Consider the following 22873-nt stretch of genomic DNA (forward strand, 5'->3'; position numbering starts at 1 on the left):
CAGGCTCGCTCCCACCTTGGAATGGATTCCAACTGTAGGAGCGAGCCTGCTCGCGAAAGCGCCGGTTCAGACACAAGTAATCTCAAATTGCTGCACCACATCACTCCCCCAACACGAAAAGCCGCCTAGACTTCAGTCATCTCAAAGACAAGGCAGTCTCCATGATCTCGATGTCGTCGTTCCACGCCATGCTCATTCCGATCCTCAGCGGGATGCTCCTGCTGGCAGTCGGTTTCAACTTCCGTGACAAGAACGCCGGCGTCTTCGCCATGTGGATCGGCATGCTGATGATCCTCGCCACGGTGATCTACAAGATCCTCGCCAAACTCAACGAATGACCCGTGCCGGCTCGCATTGCCCCCATGGGCCTCGTACACTCCAGCGCATCCACCCCTTGCCCGGTTGACCGCCCAGTGTTCGCTCGTTTCCTTGCCTTGCCCAGTCTGTTTCTCGTTTGCCTGCTGTGCCTGCTGCCGCTGGCGCCCGCCCATGCGGTCGGTTTGCCCGGCGTGCTCAACACCGGTAAAGCGCAGCCCGTCGCCGAGGAACCGCTCGGCCAGTCCCTCGACGAAGTCATCAAGTCACTGGAAAACGACCAGCAGCGCGCGCAACTCTTGAGCGACCTGAAGAAACTGCGCGACGCCACCAACAAGGCTCAGGCCAGCTCCGAAGAAGGCGTGCTCGGCCTGATCGGCGGCACCCTCGCCAATTTCGAAAAACAGTTCACCGGCGCCGACAGCCCACTCAATCGCTGGGGCAATGAATTCGATCTGGCCAAGGACGAATTGCGCGGCCTGATGCTGCCGGCCAATCAATGGCTGCCAATCATTTTCGGCTTCGCGATGATCCTGATGCTCTGGAGCCTGCTCGCCGCCGCGTTGATCTGGCTCGGCCACCGCGTACGCCTGCGCTTCGGCCTCACCGAAGAACTGCCGCAACACCCCCGCGCGCTCGACATGCTGCGCTTTGCCCTGCGCAAGCTCGGGCCGTGGCTGATCGCGTTGGTGATGACCGTGTACATGAGCTACGCCTTGCCCTCGTCTCTGGGCAAGAGTCTGGCGATGGTGCTGGCGTATGCGTTGGTGGTCGGCACCTGTTTCTCGGCGATCTGCGTGATCGCGTTCTCCCTGCTCGACGGTCCGCACCGTCACCGAGCGCTGTACATCCTGCGCCATCAGGCGTTCCGGCCGCTTTGGCTGATCGGCAGCTTCGCCGCGTTCGGTGAAGCCTTGAGCGACCCGCGTCTGGTCGCCAGCCTCGGCGTGCATCTGGCCCACACTGCCGCTACCGTGGCCAATGTCCTCGCGGCGCTGTCGACCGGCTTGTTCATCTTGCGTTTCCGCCGACCGATCGCGCACCTGATCCGCAACCAGCCACTGTCGCGACGCCTGACCCGCCGCGCCCTCAGCGACACCATCGAAATCCTTGGCACCTTCTGGTACGTGCCGGCGCTGGTGCTGGTGGGTATTTCGCTGTTCGCCACCTTCGTTTCCGCCGGCGATACCAGTACCGCATTGCGCCAGTCGCTGATCTGCACGGTGCTGCTGGTGCTGTGTATGGTCATCAACGGCCTCGTTCGCCGCCATTCACTAAAACCGCAACGCGGGACGAAACGCCATGCGCTGTATTCGGAACGCTTGAAAAACTTCTTCTACACCCTCGCGCATTTGCTGGTGTGGCTGCTGTTCATCGAACTGGGCCTGCGGGTCTGGGGCCATTCGCTGATCGGTTTCGCCGAGGGCGACGGTCATGACGTCAGCGTCAAACTGTTCAGCTTGATCGGTACGCTGATCATTTCCTGGCTGATCTGGATTCTCGCCGACACCGCTGTGCATCACGCCCTCACCCGCTCACGCAAAGGCCTGGCCAACGCTCGCGCACAGACGATGATGCCGCTGATCCGCAACGTGCTGTTCGTGGCGATTTTCATCATTGCGCTGATCGTCGCCCTGGCGAACATGGGCATGAACGTCACGCCGCTGCTGGCCGGTGCCGGTGTCATCGGTCTGGCCATCGGCTTCGGTGCGCAGTCACTGGTCGCGGACTTGATCACCGGCCTGTTCATCATTATTGAAGACTCGCTGGCCATCGACGATTACGTCGACGTCGGCGGCCACCTCGGCACGGTCGAAGGCCTGACCATTCGCACCGTGCGCCTGCGCGATATCGACGGCATCGTTCACACCATCCCGTTCAGCGAAATCAAAAGCATCAAGAACTACTCGCGCGAGTTCGGCTACGCGATCTTCCGCGTGGCGGTGCCGTACAACATGGAAATCGACGACGCGATCAAACTGATGCGCGACGTCGGGCAGAAAATGCGCACCGATCCGTTGCAGCGGCGCAAAATCTGGTCGCCGCTGGAAATCCAGGGCGTGGAAAGTTTCGAGTCCGGCAGTGCGATTTTGCGTGCACGCTTCAAGACCGCGCCGATCAAGCAATGGGAAGTGTCCCGCGCGTTCAACCTGTCGCTCAAACGCCATCTCGACGAGGCCGGGCTGGACCTGGCAACGCCGCGCATGAGCGTGCAGGTGATCACCGCCGGTGGCGGCCAGCCGAAGGAATAGCACTCAGGCGCGCGGTTGCAGTCACAGGCAGGGAAGCCCGACAACAACAATCAAGGAAAAAGCCATGCAACTGACGCGCATTGCCCAGACTGTTTTGCTCAGCCTGATCGCCAGCCACGCCGGCGCCGCCACCCTCGAGAGCAGCCGCCAGCAGATCGCCGAACAAGCGCAACAGCTTGAGCCCGAACTGCTGGAAACCCGCCGCGACCTGCACGCTCACCCGGAACTCGGCAACAGCGAAAAACGCACCGCCGAGCTGGTCGCCAAACAGCTCAAAGCCATGGGCCTGGAAGTCAAAACCGGCGTCGCCCGCACCGGCGTGGTCGCCATCCTCAAAGGCGCCCTGCCCGGCCCGACCGTGGCCCTGCGCGCTGACATGGACGCGCTGCCGGTCAAGGAAGTCTCCGACCTGCCGTTCGCCTCGAAAGCCAAAGGCACCTACCTCGACAAGGAAGTCGACGTCATGCACGCCTGCGGCCACGACGCCCACACCGCGATCCTGCTGAGCACGGCGAAAATCCTGACCGGCATGCGCGACACCCTGCCCGGCACGGTGGTGTTCTACTTCCAGCCCGCCGAAGAAGGCCCAAGCGACTTCATTCCCGACGGCAAAAATACCTGGGGCGCGAAAATGATGGTGCAGGAAGGCGTAATGAAATCACCCAAGCCCGACGCGGTGTTCGGCCTGCACGTCTGGGCCGGCGTCCCCGCCGGCCAGATCGCCTACCGCCCCGGCCCGACCCTGGCCAGCTCCGACGACCTGCGCATCAAAATCCTCGGCAAACAAACCCACGCCGGCCGCCCCTGGGACGGCATCGACCCGATCACCGTCAGCGCCCAAACCCTCGTCGGCCTGCAAACCGTGGTCAGCCGCCGCACCGACATTTCCTCTTATCCATCCGTGGTCAGCATCGGCACCATCAACGGCGGCACCCGCTACAACATCATCCCCGAATCCGTCGACATGACCGGCACCCTCCGCTCCTACGACTACGGCATCCGCCAGAAACTGCACAAAGACGTGCGCCAGACCATCGAGAAAATCGCCGAAAGCGGCGGCGCAAAAGCCGACGTCACCATCATCGAAAAATACGACCCGACCATCAACAATCCGGCACTCACCGAGAAAATGCTCCCGACCCTGAAATGGGCCGCCAAGGACGACGTCGTCCAGGGGCCACTGGTGGGCGGCGCGGAAGACTTCTCCTTCTTCGCCAAGGAAGCGCCGGGGCTGTTTGTATTCCTGGGCGTGACCCCACGAGATCAGGACATGAGCAAAGCCGCGCCGAACCATAATCCGGGGTTCTTTGTCGACGAATCGGCATTGGTGGTGGGAGTCAGGACATTGGCCTCGCTGGCGACGGATTATCTGTATGCGAATGCCGAGGTGGGCAAATGAGACCGAAGCGGTTGAAAACCCTCAACATCAAAAGCCCCTCACCCTAGCCCTCTCCCAGAGGGAGAGGGGACTGATCGTGGCGGATGCGAGAGCTGCGCCGACATGACCTACCGAGTTGTACGCAAATATCGAAGCCAACACAGATCGGCTCCCTCTCCAAGGGGAGAGGACTGGGGTGAGGGGCAGCCACACCACAAAACCAAGGCCAACCACCCGCTTCTCACCACTCAACAATGAGCGCCAGCTCGAGTGCCCTTGATCTTGATTTTGCCTAACCAGCGACATCGGAAGGCTGAGCGCAGGGATCGATCGGGGCGTGGGAGCGCAGCGACCGTCTGGCGCAGCCAGACACAGCGGAAGTAGGTGCAGCGAAGCAAACCGTAGCCGCTGCGCCCGGATCGGTCCCGGAGCGAAGGGACCCGAGCCTGCGAGGGCCGTACGTAGGAGCAAAGCCTTTTGGTTCCTTTTTGGCGTCTGAAAAAGGGACTCGCCGTAAGGGCGAAACCGCCATCAGCACCACCCGAAGCAACGGATATTCACGCAAAACACCCAAAGCCTGGTCGGCCCAGAGGCCGCCAAGGATCAAACCACATCAACCCCAACATGAATCGCATCATGCCGCCAAAACTCCAGATCACAATCAATCAACCGCTCATGCTGATCATAATTGACCCGAGCAATCCGCAACCCCGGACTCCCCACCGAAACCCTTAAAGCGGCCGCCGCATCCACCGACAATGACGTCGGCACAATCTCAAAGCGCACCCGCCCGTAGTGCAAATCAAAATGCCGCGCATACAACTCAGTCATCGACTGATTCAGATCAAACCCCAGAATCCCCGGAAAAAACTGCGGATTCAGATAATGCTCCACGTACAACACCAACCGCCCGTCAATGCGCCGCGAGCGGCAAATCTGAATCACGCTCGACAGCGCCGGCAACTGCAACCACGCACACACCGCGGCCGACGCCGGCTGCAAACGCGCCGAAATCACCTCGGTCGACGCTACCCGCCCCTGCGCACTGACCATCGCGTGAAAGTGACTGCGCTGCATCAGGTTGTAGGCCAGACGCGGCGGCGACACGAACCAGCCCCGGCGCTCCTCGCGATAAATCTGCCCCTGCGCTTCCAGCTGCAACAACGCCTCGCGCACGGTAATCCGCGTCGTGCCGAACAACTCACTGAGCTTGCGCTCGGCCGGCAACTTGCTGCCCGCCGCCAGCAAGCCGTGATCGAGCTGCTCCTGCAACACCTGGCCAATCGCTGTCACCGCTTTTGTTGCCTCATCACGCATCAACGTTACCTATCTGGACTAGACCAGCACTGTTTCGGGGCAAAAGCGCACGGCCAACGTGCCGATTGCTGATGTTGCAAGCCTAGGCAGTGCAGATGACCGGCAGATGACAAAACTGCCCAGCGGTCGTGCTCACGACTTGCAATACATCGGCCAAGTCCCTTGCGTACCGGGCTTTCGGGGTTGGTCTACGCTTAGCGAGCACCTGCCCACACCGGGCACAGAAAAGGCCGGACAAACCGCCGTCGACATTAAAGTGTCATCCAGCCCGCTTAAATTGGCTCAGGTATTGCTGACCTAGACCAACACAAACCGCAATCGCAGCGTTGATCACGACCAAGGAGCTTCGGAATGAAACAGCTTTTCCTGGCAACACTGTTAGGCTCGACCATTGCACTGTGCACCTCCGCCATGGCGGCCGGCACCGATCTGAAAACCCTCGAAGCCGCTGCCAAAGCGGAAGGCGCCGTCAACAGCGTCGGCATGCCGGATGACTGGGCCAACTGGAAAGGCACCTGGGAAGACCTGGCCAAGACCTATGGCCTGAAACACATCGACACCGACATGAGCTCGGCGCAGGAAATCGCCAAGTTCGCTGCGGAGAAAGACAACGCCACCGCCGACATCGGCGACGTCGGTGCGGCCTTCGGCCCGATCGCGGTCAAGCAGGGCGTGGTGCAACCGTACAAGCCAAGCACCTGGGATCAGGTGCCGGACTGGGCCAAGGACAAGGACGGCAACTGGGCGCTGGCCTACACCGGCACCATCGCCTTCATCGTCAACAAGAAGCTGCTGCACGGCTCCGAAGTACCGACCAAATGGGCTGACCTGAAAAGCGGCAAATACAAGGTCTCCATCGGTGACGTGAGCACCGCCGCCCAAGCGGCCAACGGCGTACTCGCCGCTGCACTGGCCAACGGTGGCGACGAGAAGAACATCAAACCGGCCCTGCTGCTGTTCGCCGACATCGCCAAGCAAGGTCGCCTGTCGATGGCCAACCCGACCATCGCCACCATGGAAAAAGGCGAGATCGAAGTCGGTGTGGTCTGGGACTTCAACGGCCTGAGCTACAAGGCCAAGATGGCCAACCCGGATGATTACGTGGTGCTGATCCCGTCCGACGGTTCGGTGATTTCCGGCTACACCACGATCATCAACAAGTACGCGAAAAACCCCAACGCCGCCAAGCTGACGCGTGAATACATCTTCAGCGACGCCGGCCAGACCAACCTCGCCCGCGGCAACGCCCGTCCGATCCGCGCCGAACACCTGCAACTGCCGGAAGACGTCAAAGCCAAACTGCTGCCGAACGAGCAGTACAAAAAGGTCACCCCGATCAAGGACGCCGATGCCTGGGAAAAGACCTCCAAAGGCCTGCCACAGGTGTGGAACGAGGAAGTCATCGTAGAGATGAAGTAAGGCTTCAGATCGCCACTCTTTGATCTGAAGCAAATCCCCCTGTAGGAGTGAGCCTGCTCGCGATAGCGGTCGAACATTCACCAACCATGTTGGCTGAACCACCGCTATCGCGAGCAGGCTCACTCCTACAAGGGATCTCTGTTGAATTTGAAATTCACTGTTTCGCGGAGTTCTTGCCCCTATGAAGCACAACGTCATCCTTGTCGTGTTCGACGGCCTCAACTACGAGGTTGCGCGTCACGCCATGGGGCATCTGCAGGCTTATGTTGGCGCAGGACGCGCCGCGCTCTATCGACTGGAGTGCGAACTGCCGGCCCTGTCCCGACCGCTTTATGAATGCATTCTCACCGGTGTGGCGCCGATCGACAGCGGCATCGTTCACAACAACGTCTCGCGCCTGTCCAGCCAGCGCAGCATTTATCACTACGCACGCGATGCCGGGCTGAAAACCGCGGCGGCGGCCTATCACTGGGTCAGCGAACTGTACAACCGCTCGCCATTCGTCGCGGCGCGTGATCGACACACCGACGATCCGTCCTTGCCGATTCAGCACGGGCACTTCTACTGGAACGACCACTACCCGGATTCGCACCTGTTCGCCGACGCGGAAAACCTGCGCCTGCGCCACGCGCCGAATTTCCTGCTGGTCCATCCAATGAACATCGACGATGCCGGACACAAGCACGGCCTCGACAGCTCGCAATACCGCAACAGCGCGCGTTCGGCCGATATCGTTCTCGCCGATTATCTGCAAGGCTGGCTCGACGCCGGCTATCAAGTGCTGGTGACAGCCGACCACGGTATGAACAACGACCGCTCGCACAACGGCCTGCTGCCGGAAGAACGCCAGGTGCCGCTGTTCGTCCTCGGCGATGCCTTCAGCCTGAACGCGAACGCTGCCCCCAGACAGACCGAAATCTGCGGTACCGTCTGCGAGATGCTCGGCGTGCCCCACGATAAACCTGTGTGCCGGGAGCTGCTCAAGTGAACGCCCTGACTCGCGGCAAATGGCTGGCGGCGCTGTGTCTGGTGCCGTTCGCGCTGTTCTTCATCGTCTTCGAAATCGCCCCGCTTGTCTGGGTGATGATCAACAGCCTGCAATCGGAAGAGTCCGGCTGGGGCCTGGCCAATTTCAGCAAGATCTTCGCATCGAAGTTCTATCGGCAGGCGATCCAGTACAGTCTTGAGATCAGTTTCTGGTCGAGCGTGTTCGGCATCCTGATCGCCGTCCTCGGTGCGTATTCGCTGCGTCGGGTCGACTCGAAACTGCGCAACTTCGTCAACGCCTTCGCCAACATGACCAGCAACTTCGCCGGCGTGCCGCTGGCGTTCGCGTTCATCATCCTGCTCGGTTTCAACGGCAGCATCACGATCATGTTGAAACAGTCGGGGATCATTCAGGACTTCAACCTGTACTCGAAGACCGGCCTGATCATTCTCTACACCTACTTCCAGATTCCCCTCGGTGTGCTGCTGCTCTACCCGGCCTTCGACGCGCTGCGTGAGGACTGGCGCGAATCCGCCGCGCTGCTGGGTGCCAATGGCTGGCAGTTCTGGCGGCACATCGGCTTGCCGGTGCTGACGCCAGCGCTGCTCGGCACGTTCGTGATCCTGCTGGCCAATGCCCTCGGCGCCTATGCCACGGTGTATGCGTTGACCACCGGCAACTTCAACGTGCTGCCGATCCGCATCGCGGCAATGGTTTCCGGGGACATCTCTCTCGACCCGAACCTGGCCAGCGCGCTGGCCGTGGTGCTGGTGGCGCTGATGACCATCGTCACCGTCGTGCATCAACTGCTGTTGAAGAGGAGCTACCATGTCTCGCGCTGAATCCGGCCCGGCCGGTCTCTACCACCGCGTCGTGGTTTACCTGTTGTTCGCGATCCTCTTGCTGCCACTGGCCGGCACTCTGGTGTACTCGATCGCCAGCAGTTGGTCGGCGACCATTCTGCCCAGCGGCTTTACCTTCAAGTGGTACATCCAGTTGTGGAGCGATCCGCGTTTTCTGCACGCCTTCGGCCAGTCGTTGCTGGTGTGCGTCGGCGCGCTGGTGCTGTCGGTGGTGCTGATCCTGCCGCTGCTGTTCGTGGTGCATTACCACTTCCCGAAACTCGATGCGCTGATGAATATCCTGATCCTGCTGCCCTTCGCGGTGCCGCCGGTGGTGTCCTCGGTGGGCCTGTTGCAGCTTTACGGCTCCGGGCCGATGGCGATGGTCGGCACGCCGTGGATCCTGATCGGCTGCTACTTCACCGTGGCGTTGCCCTTCATGTACCGGGCGATCACCAACAACCTGCAAGCGATCAACCTGCGCGACCTGATGGACGCCGCGCAACTGCTCGGCGCCAGCACCTTTCAGGCGGCAATCCTGGTGGTGCTGCCGAACCTGCGCAAAGGCCTGATGGTGGCGCTGCTGCTGTCGTTCTCGTTCCTGTTCGGTGAGTTCGTCTTCGCCAACATCCTCGTCGGCACCCGCTACGAAACCCTGCAGGTGTACCTGAACAACATGCGCAACAGCAGCGGCCACTTCACCAGTGCGCTGGTCATCTCGTATTTCTTTTTCGTGCTGGTCCTGACCTGGATCGCCAACACCTTGAACAAGGACAAAAGCGAATGAGCTATGTCAGCGTCCAACACCTGCAGAAAAACTACGCGGGCACCACGGTGTTCAGCGACATCAACTGCGAGATCAACAAGGGTGAGTTCGTCACCCTGCTTGGCCCGTCCGGTTGCGGCAAGTCGACCCTGTTGCGCTGCATCGCCGGGCTGACACCGGTGGATGGCGGGCAGATCCTGCTCGACGGCGTCGACATCGTGCCGTTGAGCCCGCAGAAGCGCGGCATCGGTATGGTGTTCCAGAGCTATGCGCTGTTTCCCAACATGACCGTCGAGCAGAACGTCGCCTTCGGTTTGCGCATGCAGAAGGTCAATAGCGACGACAGCCATAAACGCGTTTCCGAAGTGTTGAAACTGGTTGAACTGCACGACTTCGCCAGCCGCTACCCGCACCAGCTCTCCGGCGGCCAATGCCAGCGCGTCGCCCTCGCCCGCTCGTTGGTCACCCGCCCGCGTTTGCTCCTGCTCGATGAGCCGCTGTCGGCCCTCGATGCACGAATTCGTAAACACTTGCGTGAACAGATCCGGCAGATTCAACGCGAACTCGGCCTGACGACAATTTTCGTCACCCACGATCAGGAAGAAGCGCTGACCATGTCGGATCGAATCTTCCTGATGAATCAGGGCAAGATCGTCCAGAGCGGCGACGCCGAAACCCTCTACACAGCGCCGGTCGATGTGTTCGCCGCCGGCTTCATCGGCAATTACAACCTGCTCGACGCCGAGGCCGCTTCGAAGCTGCTGCAGCGGCCGATCAACCACCGCATCGCGATTCGTCCGGAAGCCATCGAGCTAAGCCTCAACGGCGAACCCGACGCGCAGATCCGCAGCCACAGCCTGCTGGGCAATGTCATTCGCTATCGCGTCGAAGCCCGAGGCGTTGAGCTGGTGGTGGATGTGCTCAACCGCTCGGCAGCGGATTTGCTTCCCGATGGTCAGCGCCTGGCACTTTCCATCGATCCGACCGCCCTGTGCGAAGTAGCTTAGGAGCAGCTGCAAGCTTCGAGCTATCAGCTTCAAGCTGTAGACTGCGGCGCACCTGATTTTAATTCTTGCAGCTCGAAGCTTGTAGCTTGCAGCTGTTCTCGGAGAGAACCCATGGCTTTGGCAATTTTTGATCTGGACGAAACGTTGATCCACGGCGACTGCTCCTCGCTGTGGAGCGAGCAAATGGTCCGCCTCGGTTGGGTCGATGGCGAATCGTTCATGCAGCGCGACAAGGAATTGATGGACGCCTACGGCCGCGGCCACCTGGCGATGGAAGACTACATGGCCTTCAGCCTTGAACCGCTGATCGGCCGCACGCCGGCAGAAATCGACCACCTGGTTGGCCCGTGGGTAGAAGATTTCATCGAACCGATCATCTTCAGCGATGCGACCAAAACCATCGCCGCACACCGCCAGGCCGGCGACCGCATTCTGGTGATTTCGGCATCGGGTACGCACCTGGTCAAACCGATCGCCGAACGCCTGGGCATCGATGAGGTGCTGGCCATCGAACTGGACGTCGCCCATGGCGTTTACAGCGGCAAGACCGTTGGCACCCTGACCTATCGCGAAGGCAAGATCACCCGCTTGCTGGAATGGCTGGATGCCGAGGAAGAAAATCTTGAAGGCGCGAGTTTCTACTCCGACTCGCGTAATGATCTGCCGTTGTTGCTGAAGGTGGATTTCCCGCATGTGGTCAACCCGGACCCGGTGCTGCTCGAACACGCAGAAAAATCCGGCTGGCCAATCCATCTGTGGAAATAAACCGATCCCTGTAGGAGTGAGCCTGCTCGCGATTGCGGTCTATCTGCCAACTGTGATGGTGACTGACACGGTGCTATCGCGAGCAGGCTCACTCCTACAGGAGGGCTGTATTGTCAGCTCAGGCTTTCATCAATCAACAACACCACTTTCCCCGCCACCGTATTGCTCGCCAACTCGGCAAACGCCGCCTCGGCATCCTTCACCGCAAACGCCTTGGCCAATTGCGGACGCAACCGCCCTTCAGCAAACAACGGCCAAACTTGCTGACCGAGATCGCTGAGCAAATCTGCCTTGAACTGATCACTGCGACTGCGCAATGTCGAACCGAGCAGTTGCACACGCTTGGCCAGCACCTGCGCCAGATCCAGTTTCGCCTCACGGCCCCCCATCAGACCGATCAGCACCCAACGTCCGTCCAGTGCCACCAACTGCAGATTCAGCGCCGAATAGTTGCCGCCGACCGGATCGAGGATCACATCGAACGGACCGAAATCGCGCAGGCTTTGCAGATCGTCAGTACGCAGCACGCCGCCCTGCGCGCCCAATGACTCGCAGTAAGCCAGACGTTCGGCCGAACCGACGCTGACCCAACACGGGTTACCGAAAGCCTTGCACAGCTGAATGGCGGCTGAACCGATTCCACTGGCGCCGGCATGCAGAAGAACTTTCTCACCGGGTTTGAGCGCCGCAAGTTGAAACACATTCAGCCAGACTGTTGCATAAACCTCGGGCAATGCGGCGGCTTCGATCAGCGAAACGCCTTCAGGAACCGGCAGCACGTGCCGCCCATCGACAACCACCTCTTCAGCCATGCCGCCCCCGGCCAACAAGGCGCAAACCCGATCACCGACCTGCCACGCACTCCCCGCGCCGACCTCGCTGATGATCCCGGAGCACTCAAGACCGAGCACTTGGCTGGCCCCTGGTGGCGGCGGATACAGCCCCGCTTTCTGTAACAAATCGGCGCGATTGAGGCCGGCTGCCGCCACTCGGATGCGGACTTGTCCTACATCGCACGTAGGACTCGGCTCTTCAACCCATGCCACTTGACCGTCAACGCCTTGCAATGCCTTCACAGTGCCTCCATAGTGAGTCTGGACTGAGCCCGAAGCTGTAGCGCCGGGCTTTTTGCATTATGCGACCGGCTCTCGTAGAACCGGCGACTTCAAAGACGGCCTAATATGCGTTATCAATTGTCCCCGCGTCGAATCAGCATGAAGCATCTGCTCCCCAGCACCGCCCTCGCTCTTTTCATCGGTATCGGTCTGTTGCCGGTGTCGGGCACTACATTCGCAGCCAACAGCTGGGACAAGTTGCAGCCTGATCGCGATGAAGTCATCGCCAGTCTAAACGTCGTCGAGTTGCTCAAGCGTCATCACTACAGCAAGCCGCCGCTGGACGATGCGCGTTCGGTGATCATCTACGACAGCTACCTCAAGCTGCTGGATCCGTCGCGCAGCTATTTCATGTCCAGCGACATCGCTGAATTCGACAAGTGGAAGACCCAGTTCGACGACTTCCTCAAGAGCGGCGACCTCAACGCCGGGTTCACCATCTACAAGCGCTATCTGGACCGCGTCAAGGCGCGTCTGGACTTCGCCCTTGCCGAGCTGAACAAAGGCGTCGACAAGATGGACTTCACCACCAAAGAGACCTTGCTGATCGATCGCAAGGACGCGCCTTGGCTCAAATCCACCGCTGAACTCGACGACCTCTGGCGCAAACGCGTCAAGGACGAAGTGCTGCGGATGAAGATCGCCGGCAAAGAGCCCAAGCAGATCCAGGAAACCCTGACCAAGCGCTACAAGAACCAGTTGGCGCGCCTGGACCAGACCCGTCCGGAAGATATCTTCCAGGCGTACATCAACACCTTCGCCATGTCCTACGATCCGCACACCAACTATCTGTCGCCGGACAACGCGGAGAACTTCGACATCAACATGAGCCTGTCCCTCGAGGGCATCGGTGCCGTGTTGCAGAGCGACAACGATCAGGTGAAAGTCGTGCGTCTGGTGCCGGCAGGCCCGGCTGACAAGACCAAGCAAGTGGCTCCGGCCGACAAGATCATCGGCGTTGCCCAGGGCAACAAAGAAATGGTCGACGTGGTCGGCTGGCGTCTGGACGAAGTGGTCAAGCTGATCCGCGGGCCGAAAGGCACCGTGGTGCGCCTTGAAGTGATTCCGGCGAGCAATGCGCCCAACGACCAGACCACCAAGATCGTGCCGATCACCCGTGAAGCGGTGAAGCTCGAAGACCAGGCCGTGAAGAAGTCGGTGCTGAACCTGAAACAGGACGGCAAGGACTACAAGCTCGGCGTGATCGAAATTCCGGCCTTCTACCTCGACTTCAAGGCGTTCCGTGCCGGTGACCCGGATTACAAGAGCACCACGCGCGACGTGAAGAAGCTGCTGACCGAACTGCAGAAAGACAAAGTCGACGGTGTGGTCATCGACCTGCGCAACAACGGCGGCGGTTCCCTGCAGGAAGCCACCGAGCTGACCAGTCTGTTCATCGACAAGGGCCCGACCGTCCTCGTGCGTAACGCCGATGGCCGCGTCGACGTGCTGGAAGATGAAAACCCGGGCGCGTTCTACAAAGGGCCGATGGCGTTGCTGGTCAACCGCTTGTCCGCCTCGGCTTCGGAGATCTTCGCCGGCGCCATGCAGGACTACCACCGTGCGCTGATCATCGGCGGTCAGACTTTCGGTAAAGGCACCGTGCAGACCATTCAGCCGCTGAACCACGGCGAACTGAAACTGACCCTGGCCAAGTTCTACCGGGTTTCCGGGCAGAGCACCCAGCATCAGGGCGTGCTGCCGGACATCGACTACCCGTCGCTGATCGACACCAAGGAAATCGGCGAGAGCGCCCTGCCGGAAGCCATGCCGTGGGACACCATTCGCGCGGCAATCAAACCGGCAGCCGATCCGTTCAAGCCGTACCTGGCTCAGCTCAAGTTCGAACATGACACGCGCACCGCCAAGGATGCCGAGTTCGTGTTCATCCGCGACAAGCTGGCGCTGGCGCAGAAACTGATGGAAGAAAAAACCGTCAGCCTCAACGAAGCCGAGCGTCGTGCCCAGCACGCCGACATCGACGCCAAACAGCTGACCATGGAGAACCTGCGTCGCAAGGCCAAAGGCGAAGAACCGCTCAAAGAGCTGAAGAAAGAAGACGAGGACGCACTGGCGGCAGCCGATCCGGACAAAGTCAAACCGGAAGACGATGCCTACCTGAGCGAAACCGGGCGCGTACTGCTCGATTACCTGAAGCTGAGCAATCAGGTGGCCAAGAAGTAAGTGATGGCAAATTAATGCTGACGATCCCTGGATCGTCATCAAACAGTCATCATTCTGTCGTGCAATAAAGGACCGAGAGCTCACGCTCCCGGTCCTTTTTTTATCGCCAGAGACTGCCATGACCACGACCGAACAGCTGAGCGCGTTGAGCTCGATCCTGACTCAAAGCGGTTTGCACAGCCTGTTCCAGCCGATCATCAGCCTCTCCGAGCGACGCATCCTCGGTTACGAAGCGCTGACTCGCGGCCCGTCCAACAGCCCTCTGCACTCACCGATTGCGCTGTTTGCCGTGGCGCGTCAGGCCGGCCGTCTGAGTGAGCTGGAGATTGCCTGTAGAGAATCTGCCTGCCGGCGTTTCAACGAGCAGAAGCTTCCGGGCAAACTGTTTCTCAACGTCTCGCCGGAATCTCTCCTCGAAGCGGCGCATCAGCCGGGACGAACCTTGCAGTTGCTGCAGGACTTCGGCATTCCGCCCAGTCAGGTGGTCATCGAACTGACCGAACAGACACCCATCGACGATTTCCAGTTGCTGCAAACCGCCCTGCATCATTACCGGGCCATGGGTTTTTCCATTGCGCTGGATGACCTTGGTGCCGGGTATTCGAGCCTGCGCCTGTGGTCAGAACTGCGCCCGGATTACGTGAAGATCGACCGGCATTTCATCGACGGCATTCATCAGGATGCGTTGAAACGCGAGTTCGTCGGCTCGATTCTGCAAATCGCCAAAGCGTCGCGCGCGCAAGTTATCGCCGAAGGCATCGAGCTGCCGGAAGAACTCGCCGTTCTGACTGAAATGGGCGTCGATCTGGTGCAAGGCTATTTGCTCGGTCGCCCCCAGGAACACCCATCGCGAGACTCGCGCGCGCTGATGCCGAAACACGACAGCAGCGCCGTAGCGCTGAACGACGAAGGCAGCGACCTCAGCGCCCTGCTCAACGAGCAGCCGGCGGTGCACCGCGACACACCCACCGCCACCGTGCTCGAAGCGTTCCGCCGCCAGGCCAACCTCAACTCACTGGCGGTGCTAGACGAACAGGGCCAACCGGCTGGCATCGTCCACCGTCATTCGCTGTCCGACGCCCTGCTCAAACCGTTCGCCACCGACTTGTTCGCACGCAAGCCGATCAGCCGCCTGATGAGCGACGACTTCCTCGCCGTGGAAATGAGCCAGTCGCTGCAACAAGTCAGCCGCCTGATCACCAGCCGCGCTCGCCAGCGCATCGAAGAAGACTTCATCATCACCCTCAACGGTATCTACCTCGGCCTCGGCCGGGTAATCGACGTGCTCAAGCTGATCACCGAACTGAAAATTCAGCAGGCCCGCTACGCCAACCCGCTGACCTTGCTGCCCGGTAACGTGCCGATTCAACAATGCCTTACCCGCCTGCTGCAGCAGGGCCGCGAGTCGATCATCTGCTACGTTGACATCGACAGCTTCAAACCTTTCAACGACATCTACGGCTACGGCCGTGGCGACGAAGTCCTGCTGTGCCTCGCCCAGTGCCTCAACGAACGCGTCGACCCCACCCGCGACTTCGTCGGCCACATCGGCGGCGACGACTTCCTCCTCGTCCTCGGCCCGGAAGACTGGCGCAAACGCCTCAATCAACTGCTTGATGATTTTCAGAGCCAGTGCCGCCGGTTCTACCGGCCTGAGCATCTTGAGGCGGGGTGTTTCGTCGCGCCGAACCGCCAAGGCGTGCGGCAGGAGTTTGCGTTGTTGTCGCTGTCCATTGGCGTGGTGCACCTACACCCCGAGGCCTGCGCGCAGCTGGATGCGAGCCAGCTGGCGGAGATGGCTTCGCAGGCAAAGCATCATGCGAAGAATGTTCCGGGGTATAGCGTGCATGTGCTCGGCGATTTAGCGCCCACACCCCGGACGACGCAACTAGTTAGTTAAGACCACGAGAGAGGCCGCCCTAATAGCACAAAAAGCCAGACTGGAATTTCATTGTCCGAGGTCTTTTTTTTCATTTCGATATTTCGTCAAACACCTTAACAAAACCCCCATAAAGCGCGGCCTTTCGGCAACTTCTTGACCGAAATAAGTCGTCATACGATTGAATACGAGGTCAAAATTGTCATTCGTCATCAAAAAATGATCGACTGTTCCTATGAGAGATTCTTGCTCTGTATCTGTGTACTCATAAAATTCAGGCTTTAACAAAGTATCGAATAACTCCGTCAACTGCTGCGAATCATTGACGTCTTTTTCAGCTATCAATCGCTCTCGCTCTATGTCGTGAGTATTTTCAATATCGAATACAAACAGTAAATTTTTTATGTCCAAAATCTCATATATTTTTTTCATCAATCAAAATCCGCGTACGAAGTTACGGTGTCGCCATTTGCTTTGAGAATAACTACAGCTTTCTTTTGCTGCCCATAAACCCCGTCCCTCGTATAACCTTCGCCAATGATCTTCCCCATATCCATCGGCCTTCTCGACGTTTGCAGATCGGTCCTTCGGAGTATCAGCTTGGCTCTGTAGATAGCATTTAGCTGGTCTCTATGACTGAGAAAATGAGTGGCCGCGCTAGGGATTTTAGGTTCTCCATGGTTTGGTCCGCCGTAGTAGGTCTCTACTATCCCAGTTGTCGGATTTTTCCCTGTCATAATTCGTTCAAATTGAGATCGTAGAGTTGTTTGAGCTCCGTGCTTCTCTACAAAGTGAGCGCCTTGTGTTGACCTCTCCATCTCACCCAAACGCCGATAAGCGTTTGCCTCCGCCAACTCATCAATCCTCGCCCTCCGCTCCTGCGCCGTCATCTTCGGCAGCGCTGGCTCACCCTCATCAACCTTAGCGCCACCAGTCCCACCCGGCACTTCGCAACCCGGCTTCTTCGGCGGCGGGCAGTTGGAGTTCAACCCCAACGGATCCACCCACCCCGTCGGATTCGGCACGTACTGGTATTGATTCAACCCACCCGCCAGCTTCACCGGATCGGGCGTCAGATAGCGCCCCAGCCGCGGGTCGTAATACCGGTGCCGGTTGTAGTGCAATCCGCTTTCGGCATCGAAGTACTGCCCTTGAAAACGCAGCGGCTGGTTCAGGTAATCGTCGCCGGCCAGGGTCAGTGCGGCGGTTTTGCCGTAGGCGTCGTATTGCGCGGACCAGACGATGTCGCCGCCGTAGTCGGTGAGTTCCTGCGGCGTGCCGAGGTGGTCGAGTTGGTAGTAGAACGGGCAGGCTTTTTTCGGGCCTTTGCCGTCGATCAGCGCGAGCGGGCGAAAGGTGCCGGGTTCGTAGACGTAGCTGCGGTATTCGTTCTCGCTGCTTTCGGCGACGACTTGGTCGCCTTGCCAGAAGAATTCGGTGGTCTGGCCGTCGACGGTTTTGCGGATGCGGCGGCCGAAGGCGTCGTATTGATAGGTCGCGGTCTGACCGTCGGGACGGGTCAGGCCGATCAGGCGGTGCTGGCTGTCGTAGCGGTATTCGGTGACGAGTGTCTGTTCTTTGCCGCGGCGTTCGCGGATCAGGTTGCCGAAGGCGTCGTAGTCGTAATGGCGGTCGCCCTGCATCAGCAGGCGGTTACCTTTGACCTGACTCGGGCCGGCGCGGTCCTGCATCAGCAGGTTGCCGGCCGGGTCGTGGGCGAAGGATTCCGGCAGTTCGTCGCGCGAATGGCGGACGCGAATCAGCCGGTCGAGGGCGTCGTAGCCGTAGGTGCGTTGGCCGTGGCGGCTGTCGGCGATGTGGGCGAGGTTGCCGTTGGCGCTGTAGGCATAATCGCGGCGGTAGACCGAATCGCGCTGATGGCCTACGGCGTGAGCCAGTAACCTTCCCTGTTCGTCGTAGGCATATTCGCTGAGCAGCAGGCCTTGCTGGCGCTGCACTTCGCGGCCGAACTGGTAGACGTGGCGGGTCAGCGGCGTGCCGTTGAGGTCGATCGCCGTCAGCGCGCCGCCTTTGGCGTAGTGGTAATCGAGTTTGCTGTTGTCCGGCAGGCGCAGACGTTTGAGCTGGCCGCAGGCGTCATAGGCGTAACGCAGGGTGCCCCAGCCCTGGTGTTCGGTGATCAGCCGGTCCTGGCGGTCGTATTCGAAGGCCAGCGGGTGGTTGTGGCCGTCATCGACGGCGATCAGACGGCCGAGGCGGTCGTAGGAATATTTAACATTGATGCCGTCAGGCAGGGTCTTGACCAGTAGGCGTCCGGCCGCATCGCGCTCATAAGCAGTCAGCAAACATGAGCCGTCATCACCAAACTCGGTCTTTTCCAGCAGATGCCCGTTGAGGTCATAGGCATACGCCGTGCGCCGTCCGTCAAAACCCGTTTCCTGTCGGATCAATCCGCTTGGCGTGTAGTCCAGCCGGTACTTTTCCCCGGACTCGTTTTCGATCTCGGTGAGCAGCAGTTGCGCGTGGTCATAGCGGTACTGCACCTGCGTGCCGTCGGGGTTGATCCGCCGCGAGACCAGGTGCAGGTCATCGTCGTACTCGTAACGGGTGATGCGCCCGAGTTCGTCGCGTTCGGCGGTGACCTGGCCGTAGGCGCCGTAGCTGTAGGCGCGGCTGCTGCCGGTAGGAAAAGTCGTCAGGATCAGTCGGCCAACGGCGTCCCATTGCTGGCGGGTGACGGCGCCGTGTTCGTCGGCAGTCGTCGTCCGCCGCCCCAATGCGTCGTAGGAAAAGCGTCGCACACCGCCATCGGGCAGGGTTTCTTCGGTCAACTGGCCGAGCGGATTCCACACCAGCTTATGGCGGCTGCTGTCCGAGTAGCGGATCGACAGCAGTTGCCCGCGCACGTTGTAGTAGTAATGGGTGACCTGGCCGTCAGGATCGACCGCTTCAGTGACGTCGCCCTCGGCGTTGCGCCGATAAATCCACACCGCATCGCCGCGGGTGCGCCGGTAGAGAAAACCGTTGCGATACTCGTAGGACGTTGGCACATCATCCGGAGGAATCAACGCGATCAGCCGTCCGACCTCGTCGTAGCGGTATTCGGTGACCGCGCCCAGCGGGTCCTGCTCGGCGATCAACCGGCCTTCAGCGTCATAGGCCTTGAGGTGTTCGCCGCCATCCGCCTCGACCTTGCGCACCAGTCGCGCGCGGTCGTCGTGAACGTAGGTTTCTTCGGTGCCGTCGACGTACTGCACCGCGACGCTGCCGTCGTCGGCCCAGACGTAGCGGGTGTTCATTTGCGAGAACGAGGCCCAGTGGCGGACGCACCGCGCCGCCTTGCCGGAGCGTTCCCATTCCCAGAAAAAACTCGCCCCACCGGCCAGTTGCCGCTGCAGGATGACGTGAGCGTCGTCGTAGTCGTAACGCTCGCTGTCGCCGACCGCGTTGGTGGCTTCGATCAGATTTTGATAGGCATCGAAGCCATAACTAACGAGCGTCTGTTCGGTGTGCCAGGCAGCCTCACGAAACACCTGATAATCCACGCCGACCAACTGCGCGCGGTCATAACGCAACAGCAGCGAACGACCAGCGCCGTTATCGAGTCTTTGCACTCGATCAGCCCGATCACGAAGCACCGAGAGCCGATTGCCATACGCATCACTGATCGCCGTCAGCCGACCCGCGCGAAAGTGATAAAACCGCGCCGTCTCGCCGGCCAGCGCGAGAATCAGTTCCTCCGGTTCATCGCCAAGAAAAATCGCTGCCCGCGAGAGACTGTTATGAATCGCCGGCCGGGTCGCACTGGGCAACGGAAACCGCGTACGCCGGTTTTCATGGTCGACCCAGACAACAAACTCACCCTCAAACTCCAGCCGATGCGCCAGCGAGTGGCTCCAGCCAAACCCCAATCCAATGTCGATCTCAACGGCGCTTGAGCGATACAAACGGCTGAATTCAAACGGCAGCACACCATCAAGCACCGCATCCGTCAGCGTCAGCAGCTCCTCACCGGTAACCATCGACACCGGGCAACCATTGGTGCAGGTCAGCGGCACGCAATCGGCGCTGTCGCCGTTGGGGTTTTTCGCTTGGTCGGAAGCGTCGTCGTGCGGCTCGTCTTTCTTCAGCGTGGTGTTGCGCCTGGCATCCCAACGCAGTTGCATCCGGCCTTTCTTCACACCGACTGCAATACCGCGGGCAGCGACGCTCTTGTAGCGGTCGACGTATTCAATGAAGGTGCTGACGATGCCGAAGATGGCCTTGACCAACCGCTTCACCGCCGAGAGCAATTGCACGGCGCGGTCAGCCAGACGCAGGGTCAAATAGGCAATGCCCGCACCGCCACTGGCGAATGTCAGAACCACGCCGATCAGCACATCGATGAGCAACTGCACGATCATCATTGACGCGGCTTCGGCGGTTTTGCCGGCGATCTCACTAGGCGGCAGCATCTCCAGCCAAAGGCTGGCCGTGCGCAGCAGCAAACACAGCGCCGCTTCGTCACTGACCAGCAACTGCAGCTTTTCCATCAGCTCAGGTGCCGTCGTGGCCAGTTCCATCAACTCGGTCGCGCCGCTGCCCAGTCGCTCAACAAACGCGCCGGGGTTTTGCAGGATGTCGGAGAGCAGGCCGATGCTGTCCCAGACGCCCTCAATCGCCGCCCAACTGCCGGCCAGCAGGCCGTTGCCGGCTGCCGTCGCCACGGACTGCGACCACTGCGGCCTGAAGCCTTGCCATTCGCTGCGCAGCCAGCCGTCCAGTTCGCGGGTCAAGCCGTCATAGGCTTTGAAAAGATCGTCGAGCTGGCCCGGCGTGACCTCGCTGTGCACTTGCACCCGGTAGAACTTGCCCGGCGTGCCCTCGAACGAACCCTTGCCTTGAGCATCAAGGGTCACCGGCGTCGTTTCGCCACCGTCCATGGCGATTACATCGACTTGAATGTTGCCGAGCGCAATGTCGTAGACCGACTCGAACTTGCTCTCGATCTGCATCACCCCGCCCTGCGGACACTGCACGACATCCGAGAAAAACTGGTCGTCCGTGCTGCTGACAGTGGTGCTGCGTTCGCCGAAGCGGATGACCCGCTCCATGCCCATCAGCGAAGGCATGTCCGCCGCATGGCTGACCGAGTCGGCGCTACGACTGGCCCAATGCTCAAGTTGCTGGCGGTAGAGACTGAGAGTGCCGGGAAAGCTGTCGAGTGCTTGCTCGATGCGGTGGATGGCGTCCATCAGCGCACGCGCAAGTGCGAAGTGGATGGGTTCAGCGGGTCAAACATGAGCGTTCCCTCGCGCAAAAAGTTAGGCGCGGGAACTGTGCGGGGGATCAATCAGGAAAGAAGTCAGGCAAGTAGGCGATACCTGTAGGACTTGTCTGTAAAAAATTACCTACAGATAAACAGGTGCGCGAAAACGCAAACATGGCCTGAGGAAAACCTCAGGCCATGTTTATAGAACCGACATAAAGAGAATTAATGCGTTGAATCGCCGCGGCTCAGTTCTTTCAATTTGAGCTCGGCCAAGGGATGCCCGGCCCTGGCAGCGATGCCCCACCAGCGCGCAGCGTCGGCAGTGTCCGGCGCCTTGCTCGGTGTGCCGGCGAGGCTGATCACGCCGAGCTGATAAGCCGCTTTGCCGTCACCACCGAGCGCTGCCAGACGCAACAAGCGCACGCCCTCTTCGCGCGCACCGAGGCCGACGCCGCGAAAGGTCAGGATGTGTCCGTAGAAGCTTTGCGCACCGACATCGCCAAGGTTGGCCATGCGCGCAAACCGGCCTTCAAGCCAGTGCCAGCCACGCGGCTGACGCACCAGCCACGACCAATGAAACAACCGGCGGGCCAGCCAGTAACCGGCCCGCGCCTTGAGGCGCAAGAACACTCAGGCCTCCGCCGATTCCGGGTACTCGTACTCAAAGACCCGCACCACTTCCGAGGCATGCCAGGAGGCAGCGGCGACGCCATCGGACGGCCCGGAAAAACGCCCGAGACGTTCAACGCATTCAAAAAAACCGGTGCGTGGCAAACGGCTTGCGCCCTGGCTGATCACCAGCGAACTGCGCAGTGGTTGTTCAGCCCTGGCGTCCAGTGCCGCCAGATGCTCAAGCGCGGCAGTCAGGGTTTGCATGGCCGGTGTCGGCAGTTGCAAACGCTCCAGCAAGGCCCGGTAAGTCAGCAGATGGCGCTGACGTCGCGCCTGATCCAGTTCCCCCAGCAGTCCGTCCCAATGTTGTCGGCTGATGCGTACGCTCACGATTCTTCCCTCCACCCTGGCACCGTCAATTCCCAGGCCAGGCTGCGGCGAATCGCGGCGTCGGGCTGACGCTCGCCACTTTCGATCATGGCCAGATAAGACGGGCTGATGCCTACCGTGCGGGCCAGCGCCTCGATGGCGATGCCCTTCCCTTCGCGCAAACTGCGTAGTTGATCCAGACCCGGAAGAATCGGATCTGCCGTGGCTGCGAGCGGCGTGGCTGCCGGACGCGTCGGTGTCTCGTTGATGCCTGCTGCTTTTAGTAGAGCCTGATACTGAGCCCAGGGCAGAACCGCGTATTCGGGTTCGCCATCGCGAGCAATTATCTGAATATCCATGACTACCCCGTAGGACAACAACACTTAGCGAGTCGGCACTTTTCCCTAGAAGTGTAATCCTAACAGCGGCCAAGGTCGCGGGGGGTATCTATCT

The 22873-nt window shown here is 60.2% G+C and carries 18 protein-coding genes; 11 read left to right on the top strand and 7 right to left on the bottom strand.

The window, feature by feature from the left end:
• The first annotated feature begins 161 nt into the window (after positions 1-161).
• The 3 genes from J3P93_RS19005 to J3P93_RS19015 all read left to right on the top strand — a co-directional run bounded on the left by J3P93_RS19005 (position 162) and on the right by J3P93_RS19015 (position 3966).
• Positions 162-338 carry a hypothetical protein gene (locus J3P93_RS19005; protein WP_434590683.1) on the top strand — a complete coding sequence of 59 codons (177 nt, stop codon included), beginning with the start codon at positions 162-164 and terminating at the stop codon, positions 336-338.
• A 75-nt stretch (positions 339-413) separates the two neighbouring features.
• A complete protein-coding gene (locus tag J3P93_RS19010) occupies positions 414-2567 on the top strand; it encodes a mechanosensitive ion channel family protein (RefSeq protein ID WP_434590685.1) in 2154 nt (717 codons plus the stop codon).
• Between the two features lie 64 nt (positions 2568-2631).
• Positions 2632-3966 (top strand): amidohydrolase, encoded by a 1335-nt coding sequence (locus tag J3P93_RS19015; protein WP_434590688.1) that lies wholly within the window; start codon positions 2632-2634, stop codon positions 3964-3966.
• A gap of 582 nt (positions 3967-4548) precedes the next feature.
• Here the strand turns inward: J3P93_RS19015 and J3P93_RS19020 are convergent.
• Positions 4549-5262, bottom strand: coding sequence for a UTRA domain-containing protein (locus J3P93_RS19020; RefSeq protein ID WP_434590691.1), 714 nt, complete (start codon positions 5260-5262; stop codon positions 4549-4551).
• 351 nt (positions 5263-5613) lie between these two features.
• Here J3P93_RS19020 and J3P93_RS19025 point away from each other — a divergent pair, with 351 nt between their 5' ends.
• From J3P93_RS19025 to J3P93_RS19050, 6 genes are all read left to right on the top strand, one after another.
• Positions 5614-6681 (top strand): ABC transporter substrate-binding protein, encoded by a 1068-nt coding sequence (locus J3P93_RS19025; protein ID WP_434590694.1) that lies wholly within the window; start codon positions 5614-5616, stop codon positions 6679-6681.
• A 181-nt stretch (positions 6682-6862) separates the two neighbouring features.
• Positions 6863-7669 carry an alkaline phosphatase family protein gene (locus tag J3P93_RS19030; RefSeq protein ID WP_434590696.1) on the top strand — a complete coding sequence of 269 codons (807 nt, stop codon included), beginning with the start codon at positions 6863-6865 and terminating at the stop codon, positions 7667-7669.
• A complete protein-coding gene (locus J3P93_RS19035) occupies positions 7666-8511 on the top strand; it encodes an ABC transporter permease (protein WP_434590699.1) in 846 nt (281 codons plus the stop codon). Before J3P93_RS19030 ends, J3P93_RS19035 begins: the two co-directional genes overlap by 4 nt.
• The gene (locus tag J3P93_RS19040; RefSeq protein ID WP_434590701.1) at positions 8498-9298 is read left to right on the top strand and encodes an ABC transporter permease; all 801 of its coding nucleotides are present in this window, start codon (positions 8498-8500) and stop codon (positions 9296-9298) included. Before J3P93_RS19035 ends, J3P93_RS19040 begins: the two co-directional genes overlap by 14 nt.
• A complete protein-coding gene (locus J3P93_RS19045; protein WP_434590704.1) occupies positions 9295-10284 on the top strand; it encodes an ABC transporter ATP-binding protein in 990 nt (329 codons plus the stop codon). The genes J3P93_RS19040 and J3P93_RS19045 overlap by 4 nt, the downstream gene beginning before the upstream one ends.
• 111 nt (positions 10285-10395) lie before the next feature.
• Entirely contained in the window at positions 10396-11049 is a 654-nt protein-coding gene (locus tag J3P93_RS19050) for an HAD family hydrolase (protein WP_434590708.1), read from the top strand.
• 113 nt (positions 11050-11162) lie between these two features.
• On the opposite strand, the gene J3P93_RS19055 is transcribed toward J3P93_RS19050, so the two are convergent.
• Complete coding sequence (locus J3P93_RS19055) at positions 11163-12125, bottom strand: zinc-binding dehydrogenase (RefSeq protein WP_434590711.1); 963 nt, start codon at positions 12123-12125, stop codon at positions 11163-11165.
• Positions 12126-12263: 138 nt separating this feature from the next.
• Here J3P93_RS19055 and J3P93_RS19060 point away from each other — a divergent pair, with 138 nt between their 5' ends.
• The gene (locus J3P93_RS19060; RefSeq protein WP_434590714.1) at positions 12264-14348 is read left to right on the top strand and encodes a carboxy terminal-processing peptidase; all 2085 of its coding nucleotides are present in this window, start codon (positions 12264-12266) and stop codon (positions 14346-14348) included.
• 118 nt (positions 14349-14466) lie between these two features.
• Positions 14467-16248 carry a bifunctional diguanylate cyclase/phosphodiesterase gene (locus tag J3P93_RS19065; protein WP_434590717.1) on the top strand — a complete coding sequence of 594 codons (1782 nt, stop codon included), beginning with the start codon at positions 14467-14469 and terminating at the stop codon, positions 16246-16248.
• 48 nt (positions 16249-16296) lie between these two features.
• Here J3P93_RS19065 and J3P93_RS19070 read toward each other — a convergent pair whose 3' ends face one another.
• The 5 genes from J3P93_RS19070 to J3P93_RS19090 form a co-directional block, all read right to left on the bottom strand.
• Positions 16297-16659 (bottom strand): hypothetical protein, encoded by a 363-nt coding sequence (locus tag J3P93_RS19070; RefSeq protein ID WP_434590720.1) that lies wholly within the window; start codon positions 16657-16659, stop codon positions 16297-16299.
• Positions 16659-21422: an RHS repeat-associated core domain-containing protein gene (locus tag J3P93_RS19075; protein ID WP_434590723.1), complete on the bottom strand. Its 4764-nt coding sequence runs from the start codon at positions 21420-21422 to the stop codon at positions 16659-16661. Before J3P93_RS19075 ends, J3P93_RS19070 begins: the two co-directional genes overlap by 1 nt.
• Before the next feature lie 239 nt (positions 21423-21661).
• On the bottom strand, positions 21662-22069 hold the full coding sequence (locus tag J3P93_RS19080) for a sel1 repeat family protein (protein WP_434590726.1): 408 nt from the start codon (positions 22067-22069) through the stop codon (positions 21662-21664).
• Positions 22070-22441 (bottom strand): hypothetical protein, encoded by a 372-nt coding sequence (locus J3P93_RS19085; protein ID WP_007898892.1) that lies wholly within the window; start codon positions 22439-22441, stop codon positions 22070-22072. It lies immediately after the preceding gene.
• Positions 22438-22779 carry a helix-turn-helix domain-containing protein gene (locus J3P93_RS19090; RefSeq protein ID WP_090282466.1) on the bottom strand — a complete coding sequence of 114 codons (342 nt, stop codon included), beginning with the start codon at positions 22777-22779 and terminating at the stop codon, positions 22438-22440. Before J3P93_RS19090 ends, J3P93_RS19085 begins: the two co-directional genes overlap by 4 nt.
• Between the last annotated feature and the right edge of the window lie 94 nt (positions 22780-22873).

This window comes from Pseudomonas sp. R3-57, assembly GCF_051132065.1.
In the GTDB taxonomy this organism is placed as follows: Bacteria; Pseudomonadota; Gammaproteobacteria; order Pseudomonadales; family Pseudomonadaceae; genus Aquipseudomonas.

Coding starts and splice junctions, on each gene's coding strand:
- J3P93_RS19005 (WP_434590683.1), top strand. CDS start 162: ATGATCTCGATGTCGTCGTTCCACGCCATGCTCATTCCGATCCTCAGC.
- J3P93_RS19015 (WP_434590688.1), top strand. CDS start 2,632: ATGCAACTGACGCGCATTGCCCAGACTGTTTTGCTCAGCCTGATCGCC.
- J3P93_RS19020 (WP_434590691.1), bottom strand. CDS start 5,262: ATGCGTGATGAGGCAACAAAAGCGGTGACAGCGATTGGCCAGGTGTTG.
- J3P93_RS19025 (WP_434590694.1), top strand. CDS start 5,614: ATGAAACAGCTTTTCCTGGCAACACTGTTAGGCTCGACCATTGCACTG.
- J3P93_RS19030 (WP_434590696.1), top strand. CDS start 6,863: ATGAAGCACAACGTCATCCTTGTCGTGTTCGACGGCCTCAACTACGAG.
- J3P93_RS19040 (WP_434590701.1), top strand. CDS start 8,498: ATGTCTCGCGCTGAATCCGGCCCGGCCGGTCTCTACCACCGCGTCGTG.
- J3P93_RS19045 (WP_434590704.1), top strand. CDS start 9,295: ATGAGCTATGTCAGCGTCCAACACCTGCAGAAAAACTACGCGGGCACC.
- J3P93_RS19050 (WP_434590708.1), top strand. CDS start 10,396: ATGGCTTTGGCAATTTTTGATCTGGACGAAACGTTGATCCACGGCGAC.
- J3P93_RS19060 (WP_434590714.1), top strand. CDS start 12,264: ATGAAGCATCTGCTCCCCAGCACCGCCCTCGCTCTTTTCATCGGTATC.
- J3P93_RS19065 (WP_434590717.1), top strand. CDS start 14,467: ATGACCACGACCGAACAGCTGAGCGCGTTGAGCTCGATCCTGACTCAA.
- J3P93_RS19070 (WP_434590720.1), bottom strand. CDS start 16,659: ATGAAAAAAATATATGAGATTTTGGACATAAAAAATTTACTGTTTGTA.
- J3P93_RS19075 (WP_434590723.1), bottom strand. CDS start 21,422: ATGGACGCCATCCACCGCATCGAGCAAGCACTCGACAGCTTTCCCGGC.
- J3P93_RS19090 (WP_090282466.1), bottom strand. CDS start 22,779: ATGGATATTCAGATAATTGCTCGCGATGGCGAACCCGAATACGCGGTT.